We start from the raw sequence: 21,403 nt of genomic DNA on the forward strand, positions 1-21,403 counted from the left end.
ATATACTATAAAAGGTGGATGTGACCTCTATGTGAACATAGAGTGAAAGATATGGGGATTTGAAAAATAGTACATATGAAATTGTTATTGCTAGCAATATTGAGCTAGGATATATAGTTTTCAAGCATAAAACAAAAAGAAGTCTGAATATAAATAAAAGTTGTAATCTATGAAAAAAAGGATTATGCTCAACTATATTATAAGAATATAAGGTTTGTCCCAATTGTTTAAGGGCTTTAAAAAGCTTTTTATTTATGAGGGGAAAGCTTCACTTTAATAAGGGAGTTAGTGATATGGAAGTAACAAAAAAACAAGGGCTGTATAATCGTCTTATACGATTAAACCCACCACAAATATTAGCGTTAGGTTTTTTCTGCTTAATTGTGGTTGGCGGTTTGTTATTAAAGTTACCATTCGCAACGAAAGCACATATTAGTTGGGTAGATGCTTTCTTTACAGCAACGTCAGCAGCGACCGTAACTGGTTTGGGAGTAGTGGATACAGCAAGTACATTTACGATGTTTGGCGAAATTGTTATTATGTTTTTAATTCAAACAGGTGGTCTAGGTCTTATGACAATTGCCATTTTAATTGTTTGGGTATTAGGCAAAAAAATCGGATTACGCCATCGTTTATTAATTGGAGAAGCATTTAATCAAACAAATATAGGTGGTCTTGTAAAATTAGTAAAGCGTGTCTTTATATTTTCGATTTGTATTGAGCTTATTGGGGTCATCTTTTTATCGTTTCGTTTTATTCCAGAGTTTGGTTTTGGAAAAGGTTTATACTATAGTATTTTTCATGTAATTGCATCTTATAATAATGCAGGATTTGCTTTATGGCCAGATAATTTAACAAGATATGTAGGGGATCCCATTATTAATATTGGGATTTGCTCTTTAATTGTAATAGGTGGACTCGGTTTTACCGTATTAATTGATATATGGTATAGTCGCAGTTTTCGAAAATTATCACTTCACTCAAAAATAATGATTATTGGAACAGTAGTGCTAAATGTTATAGCAATGATTGTGATTTTTGTATTGGAATATAATAATGTGAAGACGTTAGGGAATTTATCTTTAAATGAAAAACTGTGGGCTTCCTTCTTTCAAGGTATTACCCCGCGGACAGCTGGATTTAATACGGTTGACTATGGAGGTATGGAAGAATCATCTATATTATTTACGATGATTTTAATGTTTATTGGTGCAGGAAGTGTATCAACAGGTGGAGGGATTAAATTAACAACGTTTGTTATCTTAATTACATCTGTCCTTTCTTTAGAAAAAAGGAGGAAATTGTTTTATTTCAGCGTACAATTAAAATGTCGACAGTAACGAGGGCCTTAGCGATTGCTGTTGCCAGTCAAATACTTATTTTTGCAGCGGTATTTATATTAATGCTTACAGAAAACTTCAGCTTTATTCAATTATTATTTGAGACAATATCAGCGTTTGGCACAGTCGGATTAACGATGGGAATTACTGCAAAGCTATCGGCATTCGGAAAATGTATTATTATGTTTGTTATGTTCTGCGGATTAATTGGACCATTAACACTTGTGTTCTCTTTAGCGCGACCAGCAAAACAAAAAATAAAATATCCATCGGAAGATGTGTTTACAGGATAAGGTATCCCGCGTTAAGCGAGATACCTTTTTCTTTTTTAGAACAGGGAGAACAATAAGCCAATAAGTGCTACTCGGAATAAAATTGCGATAAGTGCAGCAATCCCACCGACAATTGCAGCAATACCGCCAGTTACAGTAGCTCCGCGATTATAAGCGTAAATACCGAGTAAAACGGAAACAAGACCAAATAGTGTTGGGAATGTAAATAGTGATAAAATAGATAGCGCAAGAGCGATAAAACCAGCAGTTGATCCAGCGGCGGATGATTTTACAACGTCTTTATCGTCTTTATCATCGTAATCATAATCAATCCGTTGTGGTGCAACCTCAGCAGCATATTCTTCTTTATAGTCACTATAATCACTATCTATTCTATCTCTTCTTTTATAATCATCAAATTTCTCAGTCAAAGTCATGACTCCTTTCATAACAAGGTTCAATAGTAGTATGTATCTCTTTTTCTTTTTTATCCCGCATTAACGGGCAGTAATATCTTTTAAAAGGAAGAAAATGTTTTCTTGAAATAGGAAAAGTTAGTATGACTTCCTCTATTTTGGAAAGTATAAAAAGGAATAATGAGGAAAGGGTGCAATACATAATGGAACATCCAATTGAAAATTTAATGAAAACGGCAATGACAAATTTAAAAGAGATGGTAGATGTAAATACGATTGTTGGGAGTCCGGTTTCAACAGCTGACGGAAATGTAGTATTAACAGTATCTCAAGTGGCTTTTGGTTTTGGAGCTGGTGGAAGTGATTTTAAAGGGGATTTTATTACTGAAAAACATAACGGTGGGCAAAATCAGCATAAAGAGAACAAGCAAGGGCATCCATTTGGAGGAGGAAGCGGGGCTGGGGTTTCCATTAGTCCAGTGGCTTTTTTAGTAGTTGGTTCTAACGGGGTGCAGGTATTACATCTCAACAGCAGTACACATTTAATTGAAAAGGCTTTAAATACTGTACCAAGCACTGTAGATAAATTTGTGAATGGTCGTCAAAAGTGAACTTGCATTTTTTAGGAATTATGATATATTAGAAAAAGTGCGCTTTAGGATGATCGGAATAATTGAAATGTAAATATATATGATGTATGGAATAAGGGAGAGGAATTTATGATTAATATCAAAAACTTAGTAGTTGGCTTATTTATGTTAGTAAGCGGCTTTGTTGTATATGTAATAAAAGAAAAAGCTCCATTCTAAAACAGACAAACCGTTAATGTCTGTTTTTAATTTACGGAAAAATGTTGACAAGTTATTGTATTGGTGTTAGAATTTTAATTCGTGTCTCGGTTACAGCTAGTGTAAAGTAAATATCTCTTATGAATGCAATACGAAAAGTTTGCGAAAGATCGGGTAATTTTATCAACAACTTTTGTGAACAAACCCTATAAATTGTATTTGTAAGCTATATATGTATACTAGTGAATCAAGGAGCGGTCAGTGGAACCGTAATGATGAGAGAGAGGTAGGGCTTTCATCCAGTATATGTTACTTTCCCGTTAGGTGAATATAAAAAAGAGGGCTCCTTTAAAAGGAGTCCTCTTTCATTTTTTAAGTGCGACTTTCAATTTGTTGACAAATTTCATCCGTTGTTAAACCGTGAGCTGTAATGACTGATCCTTTAATTGAGGCATCTGCAATGCCCATCACATTAGAATCTTGCCCAGTTACAACGCAACAATCACACCCTTGTGCATCCTGTTCTGAGTTAAGTGTAACAACTTCATGACCTTGTTGCTGAAGAGCTTGTTGAACGTCTGTTAATGAGTTTTCAACGCCAATTCTAGCCATAATTCTCACCTCCTACCATCTAATTGCTAGTATGCTCAAGTTCACTGCATTTATGAAAAGACGGTAGGAAGTAAATCTTTGTTTAGTCGTTATATACGCCAGTAAGCATTTGACTAACGAATTGATCGTTTAATGTATCTTGGGCAGAAGAAGTATTTGAATGGATGTCGATTGAAGCAATAAAATGATTATGTTCTTGCGTATTTGGTTCTACCTCTACGTAATTATCGAATTTACAAAAACCTTTCGTATCCATTAGATCAAATAATTGCAGCATTTCTACTACCTCTTGTCTCGTTCCTTTAATTTGTACACACGCCATATTTATTTCCTCCTTCATTTTGACAAATTGTTTTTTAAAAATAGGATTATGATTACGAAATGAAAAATATGAATGTTATTTTTAGACAGCGCTATTTTTGTTATTTTCCCCCTTTTTCAGCAAAAGTCGTTATATATTCCCGGATTTATAAAATCGGACGTCCGTTTATTGAATACAATAGATTCGTATCAATTGATGAAAATCCTTCTTTTAAACAAATATTTTTTTAGGGGAAATTGGTGAAAAAAATTTTTGTTTTTTTGTAAACGTTAACAATGTTGTTAAATCAATATAAGTAAAGAAGTACGTGCGATTAAAAATTATAAATTTTCTAAAAATTCACTTGATTTATTTAGAAAGGAGAGTAAACTAGGAAACAATAAAAAATTCATAGAACATAGGAGGCGCTTCTAGTGAATGAGCAATGGATTTTCTTAAATGGAGAATTTGTTCCAAAAGATGAAGCAAAAGTTTCAGTATATGATCATGGCTATTTATATGGCGATGGAGTATTTGAAGGAATTAGAGTTTATAGCGGTAATGTTTTCCGTTTGAGAGAGCATCTTGTCCGGTTGTATGAATCAGCAAAATCAATCCTTTTAGAAATTCCATATTCATTAGATGAAGTAACAAATATTGTTGTTGAGACGATTCGACAAAATAAATTATCTAATGGATACATTCGCCTTGTTGTATCAAGAGGAGCAGGAAATCTTGGATTGGATCCCGATTCATGTAAGAAGCCGAATGTAGTAGTAATTGCAGAACAATTATCTTTATTCCCGCAAGAATATTATGAGAAAGGAATTCCAGTTGTAACAGTTGCAACGCGCCGAAATCGTCCCGATGTTTTATCCCCTCAAGTAAAATCTTTAAATTACTTAAACAATATTTTAGTTCGTATTGAAGCGAAATTAGCTGGAGTACAAGAAGCACTTATGTTAAATGATCAAGGATATGTAGCTGAAGGATCAGGAGATAACGTGTTTATTGTTAAAGGAAATAAATTAATTACACCACCAAGTTCTGCTGGAGCGTTAGAAGGTATTACACGAAACGCCATTTTAGAAATCGGCGAAAAACTTGGGTATGACGTAAGAGAAGAGCTATTTACAAGACATGATGTATATGTAGCTGATGAAGTGTTTTTAACAGGAACAGCTGCTGAAGTTATTGCTGTTACGACAGTAGATGGTAGAACGATTGGTTTAGGGCAAACAGGTCCACATACGAACCGTTTATTAGAAGAGTTTCGTAAGTTAGTTGTAGAAGATGGAGAGAAAATTTACGCAGAAAATAAAGTTGTATAACAATTCTTTTTAACATAAAAAAAGCGTTGATAGGGAGGAGTAGTTGATTGTGAAGCCTCACAGAGAGTCGGTGGTTGCTGAAAACCGATGGTTCACGTCGACGAACATCGCCCTTGAGTGCTAAGCTAAAGCATTTGTCTAGGCTTAGACGGTAGCTCCGTTATTAGCTAGATCCATTTATGGATCACTGAGGCAAGAGTATTCTTGCAAAGAAGGGTGGTACCGCGAAATCTTTCGTCCCTTCAGCACATAGCTGGAGTGTGGACGTAGGATTTTTTTATTGTATAAAAGTTTGAAAAAGGGGGCTTATAAGAACAATGTCTTCAAAAACGGAAGAGAAACTGGCAACTGGTGCACAGCTATTGTTAGAAGCGCTAGAAAAGGAAGGCGTAGAAGTAATTTTCGGATATCCGGGTGGTGCCGTTTTACCTCTCTATGATGCACTGTATGATTGTGAAATTCCGCATATTTTAACAAGGCATGAGCAAGGGGCAATTCACGCTGCTGAAGGGTATGCCAGAATTACAGGGAATCCAGGGGTTGTAATTGCAACGAGTGGACCAGGTGCTACAAATGTAATTACGGGTCTAGCGGACGCGATGATCGATTCATTGCCACTTGTAGTATTTACAGGCCAAGTAGCAACAACGTTAATTGGGAGCGATGCTTTTCAAGAGGCGGATGTTATGGGACTTACGATGCCAGTGACAAAACATAACTATCAAGTGCGAAAGGCCTCAGATTTACCTCGAATTATTAAAGAAGCATTTCATATTGCTAAAACAGGAAGACCAGGACCAGTCGTTATTGACCTTCCGAAAGATATGGTAGTCGAGAAAGGTGAGCGATGTAGCAATGTACAAATGGATTTACCAGGATATAACCCTAATTATGAACCGAATCTACTTCAAATAAACAAATTACTACAAGCAATTGAAACCGCAAAAAAACCGTTAATTTTAGCTGGAGCAGGTATACTGCATGCGAAAGCTTCGAAAGAATTGACAAGTTTTGCCCGTAAATATGAAATCCCTGTTGTGCATACGTTACTTGGACTTGGTGGTTTTCCGCCAGATGATGGGCTATTTCTAGGGATGGGGGGAATGCACGGTTCTTACACAGCCAATATGGCGTTATATGAATGCGACTTACTCATTAATATAGGTGCGAGATTTGACGATCGTCTTACTGGGAATTTAGCTTATTTTGCTAAAGGGGCGACTGTCGCACATATCGATATTGATCCAGCAGAAATCGGGAAAAATGTGCCGACTGAAATTCCTATTGTTGCAAGTGCTAAGCAGGCGTTAGAAGTATTGCTTCAATCAGAAGGAAAGAAAGAAAATCATCATGAATGGCTCTCTTTATTAAAGAGTAGAAAAGAAAAGTATCCATTCTCTTATAAACGAAATTCTGAAAGTATTAAACCTCAATACGCGATTGATATGCTATATGAAATCACGAAAGGAGAAGCGATTGTAACAACAGACGTTGGGCAACATCAAATGTGGGCAGCACAATACTATCCGCTGAAAAATCCAGATAAATGGGTAACTTCTGGAGGATTAGGGACGATGGGATTTGGATTTCCGGCAGCAATTGGTGCACAAATTGCAAAACCAGATGAACTAGTCATTGCAATTGTCGGTGACGCTGGGTTTCAAATGACTCTGCAAGAATTAAGTGTATTAAAAGAACATTCTTTACCTGTTAAAGTATTTATTTTAAATAATGAAGCTTTAGGGATGGTAAGGCAATGGCAAGACGAATTTTATAATCAAAGATATTCACATTCTTTATTGTCGTGTCAACCAGATTTCGTCGCTCTTGCGAATGCGTATGGTATAAAAGGTGTTCGTATTGATGACCCACTTCTTGCAAAGAAGCAATTGAAGCATGCGATCGAATTAAAAGAACCAGTCTTAATTGATTGCCGTGTACTTCAATCTGAGAAAGTTATGCCGATGGTTGCGCCCGGGAAAGGTGTTCACCAAATGGAAGGAGTGAAAAAAAGGTGAAGAGAATTGTTACAGCGACAGTTCGTAATCAGAGCGGTGTGTTAAATAGAATTACAGGTGTTATGACCCGAAGGCATTTTAATATTGAAAGTATTTCAGTGGGGCATACGGAATCATCGGATATTTCACGGATGACGATAGTTGTGCATGTGGAAAGTGAACAGCAAGTTGAGCAGTTAATTAAACAACTGCATAAGCAAATCGATGTTCTGAAAGTATCAGATATTACAGAAGAAGCAATGATTGCTAGAGAGCTTGCTCTTATTAAAGTAGCAACTTCTGTAGCAAGGGCGGAATTATATAGTTTAATTGAACCGTTTCGAGCCGCTGTAATAGATGTTGGGAAGGATTCCATAGTTGTGCAAGTAACAGGTACACAAGATAAAGTGGAAGCGTTAATTGAATTACTTAGACCATACGGTTTGAAAGAAATTGCGAGAACAGGTGTAACAGCATTTACACGTAGTATGAAAAAACAAGATAAGCAAGTTATGTTAATTCAATAATCATTTAAATATAGGGGGAAATGAAAATGGCAAAAGTTTATTATGAGAAAGATGTAACGGTAAATGTATTAAAGGAAAAGAAAGTAGCAATCATCGGATATGGTTCGCAAGGTCATGCGCATGCGCAAAATTTACGTGATAACGGATTTGATGTAGTAGTAGGTTTAAGAAAAGGTAAGTCTTGGGATAAGGCGAAAGAAGATGGATTTTCTGTATATACAGTAGCAGAAGCGGCGGAAAAAGCTGATGTAGTAATGATTCTATTACCTGATGAATTACAACCAGAAGTATATGAAGCTGAAATTGCACCAAACTTACAGGCCGGAAACTCTCTCGTGTTCGCACATGGATTTAATGTTCATTTTGATCAAGTAAAACCACCAGCTAATGTAGATGTATTTCTAGTAGCTCCAAAAGGACCGGGGCATCTCGTACGCCGTACGTTCGCCGAGGGCGGGGCTGTTCCTGCATTATTTGCAGTATATCAAGATGCAACAGGAGTTGCGACTGAAAAAGCACTTTCTTATGCTGACGGAATTGGAGCAACGAGAGCTGGTGTATTAGAAACGACGTTTAAAGAAGAAACAGAAACAGATTTATTTGGAGAGCAAGCTGTACTCTGCGGCGGAGTGACTGCACTTGTAAAAGCAGGGTTTGAAACGTTAGTTGATGCGGGATACCAGCCTGAACTTGCATATTTTGAATGTTTACATGAACTGAAGCTTATCGTTGACCTTATGTATGAAGGTGGACTTGAAAATATGAGATATTCAGTTTCAGATACAGCGCAGTGGGGAGACTTCGTATCAGGACCACGCGTTGTTACTGAAGATACGAAGAAAGCGATGGGGGCAGTACTAGCAGAAATTCAAGATGGTACATTTGCAAAAGGCTGGATTGCAGAGCATAAAGCAGGAAGACCAAATTTCCACGCGACAAATGAGAAAGAGAATGAACATGAAATCGAAGTAGTTGGACGTAAATTACGTGAAATGATGCCTTTCGTACAGCCGCGAGTAAAGGTAGGGATTAAATAATATGAAGCAGATTTTGTTCATGGATACAACGCTTCGTGATGGCGAACAATCACCAGGAGTAAATTTAAATGAACAAGAGAAATTACAAATTGCTAGGCAATTAGAGAGGCTTGGTATTCATGTAATGGAAGCTGGATTCGCGGCAGCTTCCGAAGGTGATTTCCAATCAGTAAAACGCATCGCGAATACAATTCAAAATGCTACGGTTATGAGTTTAGCTAGAGCGAAAGAAAGTGACATTCGAAGAGCATATGAAGCTTTGAAAGGTGCTGTATCTCCTCGTCTACACGTATTTCTAGCTACAAGTGATATTCATATGAAATATAAACTTTGTATGTCAAAAGAAGACGTGTTAAATAGTATTCATCGTTCGGTTACGCTTGGAAAATCATTATTTCCGACAGTACAATTTTCTGCAGAAGATGCGACAAGAACATCGAGAGCATTTTTAGCTGAAGCAGTAGAAACTGCGATTCGCGCAGGAGCGAATGTAATTAATATTCCGGATACAGTTGGATATACGAATCCGGAAGAATATTATTCTCTTTTTAAATACTTACAAGAATCCGTTCCATCATATGAAAAAGCGATTTTTTCTTGTCATTGTCACGATGATCTTGGTATGGCAGTAGCAAATTCGTTAGCTGCGGTTGAAGGCGGAGCATTGCAAGTAGAAGGAACGATTAATGGCATTGGAGAAAGAGCAGGGAATGCAGCGTTAGAAGAAGTTGCGGTTGCTCTTCATATTAGAAAAGATTTTTATAAAGCAGAACCTTCGATGACGTTAAAAGAGATTAAGGCAACGAGTACATTAGTAAGCAGGTTAACGGGTATGGTTGTACCGAAAAATAAAGCAATCGTTGGAGCGAATGCTTTTGCTCATGAATCAGGCATCCACCAAGATGGGGTTCTAAAAGAAGTAACAACTTATGAAATTATCGAACCGGCGCTTATAGGGGAATCTCAAAATCTCTTTGTACTTGGGAAACATTCTGGCCGTCATGCGTTTACGGAAAAGATGAAAGAGCTTGGTTATGAATTTACAAATGAAGAGCGAGATGCGGTATTCGAAGCGTTTAAAAAATTGGCTGATCGTAAAAAGGAAATTACTGAGGAAGATTTACGCGCACTTATGCTTGGTGAAGCAGCATTTGCAGCCCAGCAATATAACATTACGCAATTACAAGTGCATTTCGTATCAAATAGTACACAATGCGCAACAGTTGTGCTGAAGGATGAGGAAGGAAATGTGTATGAAGATGCAGCCACTGGTTCTGGTAGTATTGAAGCGATATACAATGCGATTCAAAGAATTTTAGGACTAGAATGTGAATTGGCAGATTATCGCATACAATCTATTACACAAGGTCAAGATGCACTTGCTCACGTTCACGTTGAATTAAAAGAAGGTAGTCACCAAATATCAGGTTTCGGAGTTGCGCAAGACGTATTGGAAGCGTCGGCGAGAGCTTATGTCCATGCAGCAGGGAAATTAAAATCTCTTATAGCGCTTGTGAAATAAATATTTGATAGGTGAGAGAAGTTTTCCTCACCTATCAAATTAAAGTTCTGAAAATTCAGTTAAAGGAGTGTTGAAAATGGAAAAACGTATCGTTTGTTTAGCTGGTGATGGTGTCGGTCCAGAAGTTATGGAAAGTGCGAAGGAAGTATTGCATATGGTAGAAAGGCTATATGGACATCATTTTCATTTGCAAGATGAGTACTTTGGTGGTGTTGCTATCGATTTAACTGGGAAACCATTACCACAGCGAACACTTGCCGCCTGTTTAGCGAGTGATGCGGTTTTACTTGGAGCAGTAGGTGGACCAAGGTGGGATAGTGCGAAAGAAAGGCCTGAGAAAGGATTATTAGCATTAAGAAAAGGACTCGGTGTATTTGCGAATGTTCGCCCTGTAACGGTAGAAAGTGCAACTGCACATTTATCACCATTAAAAAATGCTGATGAAATTGATTTTGTTGTCGTTCGTGAATTAACAGGCGGAATTTATTTTTCTTATCCGAAAGAGCGAACGGAAGAAGTGGCGACAGATACACTTACGTATCATCGCCATGAAATTGAACGTATCGTTTCGTATGCTTTTCAATTAGCGAATAAGCGGAAGAAAAAAGTAACATCTATTGATAAAGCGAATGTTTTAGAGTCTAGTAAACTATGGAGAACTGTGACAGAAGAAGTAGCACTTCGCTACCCAAATGTGGAAGTAGAACACATTTTAGTAGATGCAGCGGCTATGGAATTAATTCGAAATCCAGGAAGATTTGACGTTATTGTAACGGAAAATTTATTTGGTGATATTTTAAGTGATGAGGCTTCAGTATTAGCTGGATCATTAGGAATGCTGCCATCAGCAAGTCACGCTGAAAAGGGGCCTTCATTATACGAGCCTATTCACGGATCAGCACCGGATATTGCGGGGAAAAATAAGGCAAATCCAATTGCGATGATGCGTTCTGTTGCAATGATGCTTGGGCAATCGTTCGGATTAACGAGAGAAGGATATGCAATTGAAGAAGCAGTTTCTGCAGTCCTTAAATCAGGAAAATGTACAGCAGATATCGGAGGGACTGAAACGACAACTTCATTTACAAAGGCAGTCATTCAAGAAATGGAAGAGCAAGCGTTAGTAGGGAGAGGAAAATAATGGGGAAAAGGTTACTAGATAAGCTTTGGGAAAGACATGTAGTTGCGACAAATGAAAATGGATTGGATTTATTATATATCGATCTACATCTTGTTCATGAAGTAACGTCACCGCAAGCCTTTGAAGGCTTGCGGCTTACAAATCGAACAGTCCGCAGACCAGATTTAACATTTGCAACGATGGATCATAATATTCCAACGAAAGATGTTTGGAATATTACCGATCGCATTGCGAAGCAGCAACTAGATACACTTCGGGAAAACTGTAAACAATTTCAGGTGCCATTAGCGGATATCGGAGATGAAGAGCAAGGGATCGTTCATGTTATAGGACCAGAACTTGGGCTCACACAGCCAGGAAAAACGATTGTTTGTGGTGATAGTCATACAGCGACACACGGTGCTTTTGGCGCACTAGCGTTTGGGATTGGTACGAGTGAAGTGGAACATGTATTGGCAACGCAAACGTTATGGCAACGAAAGCCGAAAGCGATGGGCATTGAGTTAAAAGGAAGGTTACCGCAAGGTGTTTATGCGAAAGATATTATTTTACATCTCCTTTCAAAGTACGGAGTAGCAGTTGGAACAGGTTACGTAATGGAATTTTACGGAGAGGCCATTCATGCTCTGGATATGGAAGAGAGGATGACGCTTTGTAACATGGCAATTGAAGGGGGAGCGAAGGCTGGCATTATTGCACCAGATGAAAAAACGGTTGCTTACGTAAAAGGACGTAAATATGCACCGAAAGAATATGAATCTATTAAGAAAAAATGGTCGGAACTTTATACAGATTTAGATGCAGTTTATGATTTACATATTATAGTAGATGTTACGGATTTAGCGCCGTACGTTACGTGGGGAACAAATCCTAGTATGGGTGTTCGGATTGATGAGAAATTGCCAGAAAAGCATGATGCAAATGACGAAAGGGCGTTTTCTTATATGGGGTTGAGTCCCGGCCAAAGTACGTATGACATTCCAGTTCAACATGTTTTCATTGGATCTTGTACAAATTCCAGGCTTTCTGATTTAGAAATTGCTGCATCTGTCGTGAAAGGTAAAAAAGTAAAAGAAGGTGTGCGAGCACTTGTTGTACCTGGATCTCAAAGGGTAAGAGAAGCAGCGATGCATAAAGGATTACATCGCATATTTGAAGAAGCTGGATTTGAATGGAGAGAGCCCGGATGTTCAATGTGTCTAGGTATGAATCCAGATCAAGTGCCTGAAGGAGAACATTGTGCCTCTACGTCAAATCGCAATTTTGAAGGAAGACAAGGAAAGGGAGCACGAACGCACTTAGTTAGTCCGGCAATGGCGGCAGCGGCTGCGTTATATGGTCATTTTGTTGATATTAGAAAGGAGAGTTATGATGGAGCCATTTCGTATTCATAAAGGTACTGCCGCAGTACTGATGAATGATAACATTGATACAGATCAAATTATTCCGAAGCAATATTTAAAGAGAATTGAAAGAACCGGGTTTGGAAAGTTTTTATTTGATGAGTGGCGATATGATAATAATCGCCAAGAAAACCCTAATTTCCCACTTAATGCACAAGAAAGAAAAGGAGCCAGTATATTAATTACAGGTGATAATTTTGGATGTGGCTCGTCAAGAGAACATGCTCCGTGGTCACTTGCTGATTATGGTTTCCGCGTTATTATCGCTGGAGGATTTGCCGATATCTTTTATATGAATTGTATGAAGAATGGCATGTTACCGATTGTAATGGATAAAGATATACGTGAACAACTTGCTAAAACAGATGCGAGGGAACAAATCAAAGTAGATTTAGAAAATGAAGTAATTACAACGAATACGCACAGATTCCATTTTACAATTGAGAAAATGTGGAAAGAGAAGTTATTAAATGGTTTAGATGAAATTAGTATTACAATGCAATATGAAAAAGAAATAAAAGAGTATGAAAGAAAAGTGGCTTTACATTAAAAAAGTGACGGAATATTAAAAATGTATTTACATTCAAAATTAACTGTTATATACTATGTGAAAATCAGAGGAGAAAGGGAGTAAGTATTATGAATATCGTGCGATCTATTACAATGCTTACACAACTACATCATCATACATGAAACCCTTGAACCTAGCGTGAAAACGTGTAGGTACAAGGGTTATTCCCGTTGTACCTACACTCTACTGAAGAGCCTTGTAGGTATTTTGTCTACAAGGCTCTTTTTATTTTCGGCTTAGGTGAATGAAATAGGCATACATTAGAAGAGGAAAGGTGTGAAAATTCAGATGACAAAATGGAGACGGGCAAACCCGAATGGAACGAGAGATTATTTATTCGAAGAATGTACGTTAATTGAAGAAGTGGAGCAAAAATTAAGGCTTACTTTTTTAGAGAGAGGTTATGAGGAAATAAGAACACCTACAATTGAATTTTATGATGTTTTTGCATTTCAAAATAGACCGATAGATGAAGAGAAGATGTATAAATTTTTTGATGAAAAGGGAAGGATTATCGTTTTACGTCCAGATATGACAATTCCTTTAGCGAGAGTTATTGGAACACAGAGATGGGATACGCCACTTAAATTGACGTATAGCGGGAATGTATTTCGAGCGAATGAATCCCATTCTGGAAAATATAATGAAATCGTACAAAGTGGTATTGAAGTTATCGGGATTGATAATGTAAGAGCTGAAATTGAATGTGTAATAAGTGTCATTCAAGCACTTCAAAAGTTGAAGGTGCAATCTTTTACAATTGAGATTGGGCAAGTACAGTTATATAAATGTATTGTAAAAAAACTCTCCATCCATGATGAAGAAGAAAGAGTACTTAGAACGTATATAGAAAGTAAAAATTATGCTGCCCTCTCAAATTTTATCGGAGAAAAGAAATTAGATCGATGCGATGAGACAGTAAGATTACTTGAGAAATTGCCAAGGCTATTTGGAAATTTAGAAGTTATTGAGGAAGCAGAAAAGCTTGCTTCAAGTAATGAAATGAAAATGGCAATTGCAAGAGTAAAAGAAATGTATGAAACAATTGAAACGTTAGGATATGGTTCTTACATATCAATTGATTTAGGTATGATTCAACACTTAGATTACTATACGGGTGTTATTTTCAAAGGATATATATATGAAATTGGGGAAGAAATCGTTAGTGGCGGAAGATACGATGAGCTAATTGGGAATTTTGGAGAAATGCTGCCGGCTGTTGGACTCGCGGTGCAAGTAAATCAAATTGTGAAGGCGCTGCAAGAGCAGCAAGAACCATATGAACGAAATCAAATTGATATTGTGATTCATTATGAGTTAAATAGATTAGCAGAAGCAGAAAGGTTACGAAATTTACTTCGAAAGGACGGTAAGAATGCCTGGTTATCTTTATTTTCTAATTTAAATGATACCTTTCAATTTGCAAGAAAAAATAAAATAGGAACAGTCGTTGAGGCAAAGAATGAATACTTAGTGGAATATGTATGGAATGAAAAATGGGTAGTCCAGAAAGAAGGAGAGACTTCATGCGTAACATTCAAATTGCGTTAACGAAAGGAAGATTAGAAAAACATGTAATTCCACTTTTTGAGCAGATTGGAATTGATTGTTCCGAGCTCAAAAATAAAGGTCGGAAGCTTGTATTTCAAAGTAAAAATACAAATGTTTCATTTATTTTAGTAAAGGCGGTTGATGTTGCCACTTATGTAGAACATGGGGTAGCTGATATTGGGATCGTTGGAAAAGATATTTTAATGGAAAACGAGAAAGATATTTATGAAATGCTGGATTTAGGAGTGGGGATTTGTAAGTTTTGTGTTGCTTCTATTCCTACGTATAACCCGAAGAGTTATCGGAAGAAAAGGATTGCTACGAAATACCCACATATTACTTCTACTTATTTTCATGATAAGGGAGAGGATGTAGAAATTATTAAAATAGAAGGTTCTGTAGAAATCGCTCCTCTTCTTGGATTGGCAGATGCGATTGTAGATATTGTTGAAACAGGAAAAACATTACAAGAGAACGGACTTATTGTATTTGAGGAAATGCACTTTATATCGGCTCGGATGATTGTAAATAAGGCAGCCTTAAAAACTAAAAAAGACGAAATATTCAGTATTATAAATATGATGGAGCAAGAAATCTTATCAGGGAAATAGGAGGACTTAAAATGGAAATCATTTATGAAGACTTTAAGGAGGCATTATCTAAAATAAAAGTGCTAAGAGAAAACGCTAATATAATAGAAGAAACTGTTCAAAGAAGTGTAAGAGAAATCATTAGAAATGTAAGGGAAGGGAAAGATGAGGTTTTATCTTTCTATACAAAAAAGTTTGATGGTGTAGAGATGAAAGATTTTCGTGTAAGTGAAGAAGAAATACAGCAAGCGAGTATGTTTGTAGAGAATTCATTTTTAGAAGCTTTAAAAGAGGCGAAGAAAAACATTGTTTCGTATCACGAAAAGCAAAAGAAGCACTCAATATTCGATTGTGAAAGTAAAGGCATAATTAGAGGGCAGCTCATTCGGCCATTAGAAAATGTAGGTGTATATGTACCAGGCGGGACAGCCTCATATCCTTCTTCAGTATTAATGAATGTATTGCCAGCGAAACTCGCAGGTGTGAAAAAGATTGTAATGGTAACACCACCGAGGAAAGGAGGAATTGATCCTCATATATTAGCTGCTGCAAATCTTGCGGGAGTAGATGAAATTTATACGATAGGTGGCGCGCAAGCAATTGCTGCTTTAGCATACGGGACGGAATCGATTCCGAAAGTGGATAAAATAGTTGGACCGGGAAATTTGTACGTCGCTCTAGCGAAACGAGAAGTATACGGAATAGTAAACATCGATATGATTGCTGGCCCATCAGAAATTGTAGTTGTCGCGGATGAAACGGGTAATGCAAAGTATATCGCAGCGGATTTATTATCGCAAGCAGAGCATGACGAGAGAGCAACGGCGATTTGTATTACAACGAATATGGAACTAGCTAAAGAAGTAGAAAAAGAGGTAGAAAGACAGTTAGAAATGTTACCAAGAAGTGAAATTGCACGTGAATCGATAAAGAGAAATGGAGCCATCTTTATCATTCCTTCCTTAGATGAGGCACTAAAATTATCAAATGAAATTGCTCCAGAACATTTAGAGTTACATATAAAAGAACCGATGAATGCTCTAGATTATGTGAAACATGCAGGCTCTATTTTCCTTGGGGCATATGCGCCTGAACCGCTCGGGGATTATTTGGCGGGACCGAATCATGTATTACCAACGAGCGGAACGGCAAGATTTTTTTCTCCGTTATCAGTCGATGATTTTGTGAAAAAATCAAGTTTTATTTCTTATACGGAGGAAGCATTAAAAAATGTACAGCATCATATTGTAGAGCTTGCAAATAAAGAAGGGTTACATGCACATGCGAGAGCAATCCAAATAAGGTTTGAGGAGGGAAAATAATGCGTCAGTCCAGTCAAGTACGTGAGACGACAGAAACAAAAATTAAATTAAGTTTGCAGCTTGATGAAAGTACGAATGTATCTATTCAAACGGGTGTTGGTTTTTTCGATCATATGCTGACTTTATTTGCTAGGCATGGAAGATTTGGATTGCAAGTTGAGGCAGAAGGTGATGTATTTGTCGATGCACATCACACCGTTGAAGATATTGGAATTGTACTCGGAAATTGCTTGAAAGAAGCATTGCAAAATAAAGAGAGAATTAATCGTTACGGTTCAGCGTATGTACCGATGGATGAATCTTTAGGATTTGTCGCAATTGATATAAGTGGACGCTCATATTGTGTATTTCAAGGGGAATTAACAAATCCGAAGCTCGGGGATTTTGATACAGAATTGACGGAAGAATTTTTTAGAGCAGTTGCACATGCTGCCAATATTACATTACATGCGCGCGTTCTATACGGAAGTAATACACATCACAAAATTGAAGCATTATTTAAAGCTTTTGGTAGAGCGCTTAGAGAAGCGGTCGAAAAAAATGCCAACATTACTGGTGTAAATTCAACGAAAGGGATGTTGTAATTGATTGCCATTATAGATTATGGAATGGGGAATATTCGTAGTGTAGAGCAAGCATTAACATATATTGGGGCAGAGCACATTGTAACGAGTGACAAAGAAGAGATATTGAGAAGCGATGGCGTGATTTTACCAGGAGTAGGTGCATTTCCGAAAGCGATGGAAGTATTAGAAGAAAGAGATTTAGTGTGTGTACTAAAAGAAGTTTGTGATATAGGAAAACCACTCCTCGGTATATGTTTGGGCATGCAGCTTTTATTTGACCGAAGTGAGGAACTAAAAGATTGTAGTGGGTTAGGTTTACTACCAGGGGAAATTCGTAAGTTAAAAGTTTCGTATAAAATTCCTCATATGGGATGGAATGAATTAAGGAAGGAAAGAGAATTTCCGCTTTGGAATGGATTAGTGGATGGTTCTTTCGTGTATTATGTTCACTCATATTACGCGGATTGTCCAGATGAAATTGTATGCGGAGTAAGTGATTATGGAATGCAAGTACCAGGGTTTGTAGCGAAAGGAAATGTATTTGGTGCACAGTTTCATCCAGAAAAAAGTGGTGAAATTGGCATGCAAATATTAAAAAATTTTCAAGGGGTGGTAGAAACATGGAAGTCTTCCCAGCTATCGATTTAAAAGAAGGAAGATGCGTTAGACTTTATCAAGGAGAGTTTAGTAAAGAAACGGTGATGAATGAAGATCCGGTAGCGCAGGCAATCATATTTGAAAAGCTTGGAGCGGAAATACTACACATTGTTGATTTAGACGGTGCAATTGCTGGCGAGTCGTTAAATTTGCCTGTCATTGAAAAAATCTGTAAGGCGGTACGCATTCCTGTGCAAGTTGGAGGAGGAATTCGTTCACTTGTAGCGGTGGAGAAGTTATTGTCAGTAGGTGTAGAAAAAGTGATTTTAGGAACAGCAGCTCTTTATGATAAGTCATTTTTAGAGGAAGCAGTTCGTCTATATAAAGAGAAAATCATTGTTGGAATTGATGCGAAAAATGGTTTCGTAGCAACGAGAGGTTGGCTTGATCTGTCTGAAATTTCTTATATTAATTTAGCGAAACAAATGGAAAGTTTAGGTGTTCAAACGATTGTGTTTACAGACATTTCGAAAGACGGGACGCTTGCAGGGCCAAATTTTGAACAATTGGCGTTACTTCAAAAAAGTGTGGGTATTCGTCTCATTGCCTCTGGAGGAGTGGCATCTATTCAAGATGTGAAAAAGTTAAATGATATGAATATATATGGTGTCATAATTGGAAAGGCGCTTTACGAGAAAACGATTGATTTAGAAGAAGTGTTACAGGTAACGAAGTTATGTTAGCGAAACGAATTATTCCATGTTTAGATGTGAAAGAAGGGCGAGTCGTAAAGGGTGTAAATTTTATAGGATTACAAGATGTCGGTGATCCGGTTGAAATAGCTGAAGCATATAACGAGGCAGGGGCAGATGAAATCGTATTTTTAGATATTACGGCGACCCATGAAGGAAGAAAAACGATTATAGATGTTGTAGAAAAAACAGCAGCAAAAGTATTTATTCCTCTTACGGTTGGCGGGGGGATTTCAAGTGTGAAAGATATGTACAATTTACTAAGAGTTGGAGCAGACAAAGTTTCAATAAACTCAGCGGCAGTGCGAAACCCGAAGCTAATCGAAGAAGGGGTAGAACACTTTGGATCACAATGTATTGTCGTGGCAATTGACGCTAGAAAAGTAGCAGAAGATAAATGGAACGTATACGTCAACGGCGGAAGAGTTGATACAGGAATGGATGCCATAGAATGGGCGAAGCGTGTTGTTAAGCTCGGGGCGGGTGAAATTTTGTTAACGAGTATGGATGCAGATGGAACGAAAAGTGGATATGACCTTCGTTTAACAGAAGAAATTTCAAAAAGTGTTTCCATTCCAGTCATCGCATCAGGGGGCTGTGGTCATACGGATCACATTGTAGAAGTTTTTCAAAAGACAACAGTTGATGCAGCGTTAGCGGCATCCATATTTCATTATGGTGAGGCGACAGTGCAGAGTGTAAAGCGAAAATTAAGAGATGCAAATGTTGAGGTGCGGTTATGAAACCTAATTTTTCAAAAGGATTAATACCAGCAATTGTCATCGAAGAAGGTACGAAAGAAGTTTTAATGCTAGCTTATATGAATGAAGAAGCATATGAAAAAACGTTGGAGACGAAAAGAACATGGTTTTATTCTCGTTCGAGGCAGTCGTTATGGAATAAGGGAGAAACATCAGGGAATGTCCAATATGTGCAATCTCTATACTTAGATTGTGATCACGATTCAATTGTTGTGAATGTGAAACAAGTAGGACCTGCTTGTCATACGGGGGAGAAGACATGCTTTCACTATCAAATTATATAGGGGGATACATATGGAAAATGCCTTTAAGTTGCTGTATAAAACAATTGAAGAACGAAAGGAAAGCCCACTTCCTGAATCATATACAAATTATTTATTTTCAAAAGGAGAAGATAAAATTTTAAAGAAAATTGGTGAAGAGTGCGCTGAAGTAATTATCGCATGTAAAAATAATGATAAAGAAGAAGTAGTGAAAGAAATGGTTGATGTATTTTATCACTGTTTCGTTTTATTAGCTGAAAAAAATATTGCATTGGAAGATGTCATGCGAGAGGTGAAAGAACGAAATGGAAAGCTTTCGAGAGTTGGGGATAGAATGGAAATAGATACATTATAAGGAGGAATGTATATGAAAGTAGATTATCATCTTCACTTAGAAGAAGGACCGTATTCAATAAGATGGCTTGCTAAAATAAATGAAGCATTGGAATGTTATGAACCGCTTCAAGAAAGGCATTCTATTGATTGGCTTATGAAAACACAAGAGCGTTTGCAAAAGCGTGTGAAGGAGGGGCCATTTACAAGAGAATGGATGGATCTCTATTTAGAAGAAGCTGTGCGAAAAGGAATAAAAGAAGTGGGAATTGTTGATCATCTATATCGTTTTCATGAAGCGAAAGGATATTATGAAAAATATGTAGATATTAGTGATTCTAGGCTTGGTCGTATACAGAAGGAATGGTTAGATCAAGTAAGGGTAGTTTCACTGTATGATTTTACAAAGGCAATTGAAGAGGCGAAAGAACGATGGAGTAAAAGAGGTGTCACGCTTAAACTTGGAATTGAAGCGGATTATTTTACCGGTTGTGAAGGAGAGTTAAAAGAATTATTAGGGCTAGGAGACTTTGATTATGTAATTGGTTCCGTTCATTTTCTAAATGGCTGGGGATTTGATAATCCAGATACGAAAGAATATTTTGAAGAGCATGACCTACGCGCATTATACGATACGTTTTTTAAAACAGTTGAGAGTGCGATTCGTACCGAGTTATTTGATATTATCGCTCATCTAGATAATATAAAGGTATTTAATTATCGATTGGATGAGAATGAACAGCTTTCTTATTATAAGGAAATTGCCTGTGCGTTAGTAGAAACGAATACGGCAACAGAAATAAATGCAGGATTGTATTATCGTTATCCTGTTCGTGAAATGTGCCCAAGTCCACTATATTTACAAGTATTAGCTGAGTATGGTGTTCCAATTACGATTTCTTCGGATGCCCATTATCCAAATGATTTAGGAAACTATGTACAAGAAAATGTACAAACATTACGAGCTCACGGTGTTACTCAGGTTGCAACATTTACGAAGCGAGCAAGAGTAATGAGGTCGCTTGGAGAAGAAGTAACAAATTCAAAATGAAACGCGATTTTTTGATGAAAACCGTCCTTTTTGTTCAAAATAATAAAGAATGAAAAGGAGGGTAAGAAATGGCGAAACAACAAAATAAACAAAATGTACAAGGTGCACAGCAACAAGCTTATACTTCTGAAACGAATGCTGCATCTCAATCGGTTATTGAGGAGCAAATTAGCGATACGGTTGCAGAAGGAACTATTGATGTGAAGCTCGGAAAAGAATCGCAGGAAAAAGCGTAAGAAGAGGGGAGAGTTGCATCTCCTCTTTTTTTATGGAAAAGTGTCGATTTTCAAAACTATAATCAAATTCCTTGGTTTTTATATGTGGATTTCTTACAATGAAATATAAGAGATATCTTATTT

Annotated in this window: 24 protein-coding genes, 1 pseudogene and 1 other annotated feature; of the genes and pseudogenes, 22 read left to right on the forward strand and 3 right to left on the reverse strand. The window is 37.2% G+C overall.

Translation table 11 applies throughout. From position 1 onward, the window contains the following. Positions 1 to 293 precede the first annotated feature (293 nt). Positions 294 to 1,633: pseudogene (locus MR170_RS17255) on the forward strand (TrkH family potassium uptake protein). 35 nt (positions 1,634 to 1,668) lie between these two features. On the opposite strand, the gene MR170_RS17260 reads toward MR170_RS17255, so the two are convergent. Beyond that, on the reverse strand, positions 1,669 to 2,043 hold the full coding sequence (locus MR170_RS17260; RefSeq protein ID WP_016082344.1) for a hypothetical protein: 375 nt from the start codon (positions 2,041 to 2,043) through the stop codon (positions 1,669 to 1,671). Between the two features lie 128 nt (positions 2,044 to 2,171). Here MR170_RS17260 and ytfJ point away from each other — a divergent pair, with 128 nt between their 5' ends. Next, complete coding sequence (gene ytfJ, locus MR170_RS17265; RefSeq protein WP_000204241.1) at positions 2,172 to 2,639, forward strand: GerW family sporulation protein; 468 nt, start codon at positions 2,172 to 2,174, stop codon at positions 2,637 to 2,639. A gap of 108 nt (positions 2,640 to 2,747) precedes the next feature. After that, a complete protein-coding gene (locus tag MR170_RS17270) occupies positions 2,748 to 2,837 on the forward strand; it encodes a hypothetical protein (RefSeq protein ID WP_000608227.1) in 90 nt (29 codons plus the stop codon). Between the two features lie 351 nt (positions 2,838 to 3,188). On the opposite strand, the gene MR170_RS17275 is transcribed toward MR170_RS17270, so the two are convergent. Both MR170_RS17275 and MR170_RS17280 read right to left on the reverse strand, forming a co-directional pair. Beyond that, entirely contained in the window at positions 3,189 to 3,428 is a 240-nt protein-coding gene (locus tag MR170_RS17275) for a YkuS family protein (RefSeq protein WP_016082342.1), read from the reverse strand. A gap of 82 nt (positions 3,429 to 3,510) precedes the next feature. After that, positions 3,511 to 3,750, reverse strand: coding sequence for a DUF3911 family protein (locus MR170_RS17280; RefSeq protein ID WP_000752514.1), 240 nt, complete (start codon positions 3,748 to 3,750; stop codon positions 3,511 to 3,513). Positions 3,751 to 4,163: 413 nt separating this feature from the next. Here MR170_RS17280 and ilvE point away from each other — a divergent pair, with 413 nt between their 5' ends. From ilvE to MR170_RS17375, 19 genes are all read left to right on the forward strand, one after another. Beyond that, positions 4,164 to 5,060 (forward strand): branched-chain-amino-acid transaminase, encoded by an 897-nt coding sequence (gene ilvE / locus MR170_RS17285; RefSeq protein ID WP_016082341.1) that lies wholly within the window; start codon positions 4,164 to 4,166, stop codon positions 5,058 to 5,060. Positions 5,061 to 5,077: 17 nt separating this feature from the next. Further along, positions 5,078 to 5,305: a binding site (T-box leader), on the forward strand. Between the two features lie 72 nt (positions 5,306 to 5,377). Beyond that, positions 5,378 to 7,078 (forward strand): acetolactate synthase large subunit, encoded by a 1,701-nt coding sequence (gene ilvB, locus MR170_RS17290; protein WP_242308770.1) that lies wholly within the window; start codon positions 5,378 to 5,380, stop codon positions 7,076 to 7,078. Further along, on the forward strand, positions 7,075 to 7,584 hold the full coding sequence (gene ilvN, locus MR170_RS17295; protein WP_000822952.1) for an acetolactate synthase small subunit: 510 nt from the start codon (positions 7,075 to 7,077) through the stop codon (positions 7,582 to 7,584). Before ilvB ends, ilvN begins: the two co-directional genes overlap by 4 nt. A gap of 26 nt (positions 7,585 to 7,610) precedes the next feature. Next, positions 7,611 to 8,621, forward strand: coding sequence for a ketol-acid reductoisomerase (gene ilvC / locus MR170_RS17300; RefSeq protein WP_016082339.1), 1,011 nt, complete (start codon positions 7,611 to 7,613; stop codon positions 8,619 to 8,621). A 1-nt stretch (position 8,622) separates the two neighbouring features. After that, complete coding sequence (gene leuA, locus MR170_RS17305; protein ID WP_016082338.1) at positions 8,623 to 10,143, forward strand: 2-isopropylmalate synthase; 1,521 nt, start codon at positions 8,623 to 8,625, stop codon at positions 10,141 to 10,143. A 76-nt stretch (positions 10,144 to 10,219) separates the two neighbouring features. Next, positions 10,220 to 11,284, forward strand: coding sequence for a 3-isopropylmalate dehydrogenase (leuB, locus tag MR170_RS17310; protein WP_048563683.1), 1,065 nt, complete (start codon positions 10,220 to 10,222; stop codon positions 11,282 to 11,284). Beyond that, on the forward strand, positions 11,284 to 12,678 hold the full coding sequence (gene leuC, locus MR170_RS17315) for a 3-isopropylmalate dehydratase large subunit (protein WP_048563682.1): 1,395 nt from the start codon (positions 11,284 to 11,286) through the stop codon (positions 12,676 to 12,678). The genes leuB and leuC overlap by 1 nt, the downstream gene beginning before the upstream one ends. Continuing rightward, on the forward strand, positions 12,656 to 13,237 hold the full coding sequence (leuD, locus tag MR170_RS17320; RefSeq protein ID WP_043936104.1) for a 3-isopropylmalate dehydratase small subunit: 582 nt from the start codon (positions 12,656 to 12,658) through the stop codon (positions 13,235 to 13,237). The genes leuC and leuD overlap by 23 nt, the downstream gene beginning before the upstream one ends. 309 nt (positions 13,238 to 13,546) lie before the next feature. After that, positions 13,547 to 14,809 (forward strand): ATP phosphoribosyltransferase regulatory subunit, encoded by a 1,263-nt coding sequence (locus tag MR170_RS17325; RefSeq protein ID WP_043315679.1) that lies wholly within the window; start codon positions 13,547 to 13,549, stop codon positions 14,807 to 14,809. Beyond that, on the forward strand, positions 14,785 to 15,420 hold the full coding sequence (gene hisG, locus MR170_RS17330) for an ATP phosphoribosyltransferase (RefSeq protein WP_001244491.1): 636 nt from the start codon (positions 14,785 to 14,787) through the stop codon (positions 15,418 to 15,420). The genes MR170_RS17325 and hisG overlap by 25 nt, the downstream gene beginning before the upstream one ends. An 11-nt stretch (positions 15,421 to 15,431) precedes the next feature. Next, complete coding sequence (gene hisD / locus MR170_RS17335; protein WP_016082333.1) at positions 15,432 to 16,721, forward strand: histidinol dehydrogenase; 1,290 nt, start codon at positions 15,432 to 15,434, stop codon at positions 16,719 to 16,721. After that, a complete protein-coding gene (hisB, locus tag MR170_RS17340) occupies positions 16,721 to 17,305 on the forward strand; it encodes an imidazoleglycerol-phosphate dehydratase HisB (protein WP_016082332.1) in 585 nt (194 codons plus the stop codon). Before hisD ends, hisB begins: the two co-directional genes overlap by 1 nt. Further along, a complete protein-coding gene (hisH, locus tag MR170_RS17345; protein WP_016082331.1) occupies positions 17,306 to 17,935 on the forward strand; it encodes an imidazole glycerol phosphate synthase subunit HisH in 630 nt (209 codons plus the stop codon). After that, on the forward strand, positions 17,908 to 18,627 hold the full coding sequence (hisA, locus tag MR170_RS17350) for a 1-(5-phosphoribosyl)-5-[(5-phosphoribosylamino)methylideneamino]imidazole-4-carboxamide isomerase (protein ID WP_029441811.1): 720 nt from the start codon (positions 17,908 to 17,910) through the stop codon (positions 18,625 to 18,627). Before hisH ends, hisA begins: the two co-directional genes overlap by 28 nt. After that, on the forward strand, positions 18,621 to 19,379 hold the full coding sequence (gene hisF, locus MR170_RS17355) for an imidazole glycerol phosphate synthase subunit HisF (RefSeq protein ID WP_048563680.1): 759 nt from the start codon (positions 18,621 to 18,623) through the stop codon (positions 19,377 to 19,379). The genes hisA and hisF overlap by 7 nt, the downstream gene beginning before the upstream one ends. Continuing rightward, positions 19,376 to 19,681, forward strand: a complete 306-nt coding sequence (hisI, locus tag MR170_RS17360; protein ID WP_016082328.1) for a phosphoribosyl-AMP cyclohydrolase — start codon at positions 19,376 to 19,378, stop codon at positions 19,679 to 19,681. The genes hisF and hisI overlap by 4 nt, the downstream gene beginning before the upstream one ends. Before the next feature lie 10 nt (positions 19,682 to 19,691). Then, positions 19,692 to 20,015, forward strand: a complete 324-nt coding sequence (hisE, locus tag MR170_RS17365; RefSeq protein WP_242308772.1) for a phosphoribosyl-ATP diphosphatase — start codon at positions 19,692 to 19,694, stop codon at positions 20,013 to 20,015. Positions 20,016 to 20,027: 12 nt separating this feature from the next. Then, positions 20,028 to 21,044: a histidinol phosphate phosphatase domain-containing protein gene (locus tag MR170_RS17370; protein ID WP_242308774.1), complete on the forward strand. Its 1,017-nt coding sequence runs from the start codon at positions 20,028 to 20,030 to the stop codon at positions 21,042 to 21,044. A 68-nt stretch (positions 21,045 to 21,112) separates the two neighbouring features. Beyond that, positions 21,113 to 21,280, forward strand: coding sequence for a YozQ family protein (locus MR170_RS17375; protein ID WP_001118878.1), 168 nt, complete (start codon positions 21,113 to 21,115; stop codon positions 21,278 to 21,280). Positions 21,281 to 21,403 lie beyond the last annotated feature (123 nt).

This window comes from Bacillus cereus group sp. BfR-BA-01524 (assembly GCF_022662595.1).
In the GTDB taxonomy this organism is placed as follows: Bacteria; Bacillota; Bacilli; order Bacillales; family Bacillaceae_G; genus Bacillus_A; species Bacillus_A thuringiensis_S.

Bases quoted from the DNA above. Each gene is read 5' to 3' on its own strand.
- leuA (WP_016082338.1), top strand. From the start codon at position 8,623: ATGAAGCAGATTTTGTTCATGGATACAACGCTTCGTGATGGCGAACAA.
- MR170_RS17270 (WP_000608227.1), top strand. From the start codon at position 2,748: ATGATTAATATCAAAAACTTAGTAGTTGGCTTATTTATGTTAGTAAGC.
- MR170_RS17275 (WP_016082342.1), bottom strand. From the start codon at position 3,428: ATGGCTAGAATTGGCGTTGAAAACTCATTAACAGACGTTCAACAAGCT.
- hisF (WP_048563680.1), top strand. From the start codon at position 18,621: ATGTTAGCGAAACGAATTATTCCATGTTTAGATGTGAAAGAAGGGCGA.
- MR170_RS17280 (WP_000752514.1), bottom strand. From the start codon at position 3,750: ATGGCGTGTGTACAAATTAAAGGAACGAGACAAGAGGTAGTAGAAATG.
- leuD (WP_043936104.1), top strand. From the start codon at position 12,656: ATGGAGCCATTTCGTATTCATAAAGGTACTGCCGCAGTACTGATGAAT.
- hisA (WP_029441811.1), top strand. From the start codon at position 17,908: ATGGAAGTCTTCCCAGCTATCGATTTAAAAGAAGGAAGATGCGTTAGA.
- hisD (WP_016082333.1), top strand. From the start codon at position 15,432: ATGGAAATCATTTATGAAGACTTTAAGGAGGCATTATCTAAAATAAAA.
- ilvB (WP_242308770.1), top strand. From the start codon at position 5,378: ATGTCTTCAAAAACGGAAGAGAAACTGGCAACTGGTGCACAGCTATTG.
- ytfJ (WP_000204241.1), top strand. From the start codon at position 2,172: ATGACTTCCTCTATTTTGGAAAGTATAAAAAGGAATAATGAGGAAAGG.
- MR170_RS17370 (WP_242308774.1), top strand. From the start codon at position 20,028: ATGAAAGTAGATTATCATCTTCACTTAGAAGAAGGACCGTATTCAATA.
- hisE (WP_242308772.1), top strand. From the start codon at position 19,692: ATGGAAAATGCCTTTAAGTTGCTGTATAAAACAATTGAAGAACGAAAG.
- leuB (WP_048563683.1), top strand. From the start codon at position 10,220: ATGGAAAAACGTATCGTTTGTTTAGCTGGTGATGGTGTCGGTCCAGAA.
- hisG (WP_001244491.1), top strand. From the start codon at position 14,785: ATGCGTAACATTCAAATTGCGTTAACGAAAGGAAGATTAGAAAAACAT.
- hisB (WP_016082332.1), top strand. From the start codon at position 16,721: ATGCGTCAGTCCAGTCAAGTACGTGAGACGACAGAAACAAAAATTAAA.
- MR170_RS17375 (WP_001118878.1), top strand. From the start codon at position 21,113: ATGGCGAAACAACAAAATAAACAAAATGTACAAGGTGCACAGCAACAA.
- ilvC (WP_016082339.1), top strand. From the start codon at position 7,611: ATGGCAAAAGTTTATTATGAGAAAGATGTAACGGTAAATGTATTAAAG.
- leuC (WP_048563682.1), top strand. From the start codon at position 11,284: ATGGGGAAAAGGTTACTAGATAAGCTTTGGGAAAGACATGTAGTTGCG.
- hisI (WP_016082328.1), top strand. From the start codon at position 19,376: ATGAAACCTAATTTTTCAAAAGGATTAATACCAGCAATTGTCATCGAA.
- MR170_RS17325 (WP_043315679.1), top strand. From the start codon at position 13,547: ATGACAAAATGGAGACGGGCAAACCCGAATGGAACGAGAGATTATTTA.